The 445-nt window shown below is 65.4% G+C and carries 1 pseudogene; it reads left to right on the top strand.

The window, feature by feature from the left end:
* Positions 1–445: pseudogene (locus tag D7V77_RS42600) on the top strand (Tn3 family transposase); the annotation flags it as partial.

The following is a 445-nucleotide window of genomic DNA, read 5'->3' on the forward strand; positions in this document are numbered from 1 at the left end:
ATGCCAAGGTGCGGCTATTCGGACGCATCGGCCAGGCGCTGATCGAGGCCAAGCAAGCCGGCCGCGATCCGTTCGCCGCCATCGAAGCCGTCATGTCCTGGGATGCCTTCGCCGAGAGCGTCACCGAGGCGCAGAAACTCGCGCAGCCCGAGGACTTCGATTTCCTGCACCGCATCGGCGAGAGCTATGCCACGCTGCGCCGCTACGCGCCGGAATTCCTCGCCGTGCTCAAGCTGCGGGCCGCGCCCGCCGCCAAGGACGTGCTCGACGCTATCGAAGTGCTGCGCAACATGAACAGCGACAACGCCCGCAAGGTGCCCGCCGATGCGCCAACCGATTTCATCAAGCCGCGCTGGCAAAAGCTGGTGATGACCGACGCCGGAATCGACCGGCGTTACTACGAACTGTGCGCGCTGTCGGAGATGAAGAACGCACTGCGCTCCGG

This window comes from Corallococcus sp. CA041A (assembly GCF_003612075.1).
GTDB classification, from domain to species: domain Bacteria; phylum Myxococcota; class Myxococcia; order Myxococcales; family Myxococcaceae; genus Corallococcus; species Corallococcus exiguus.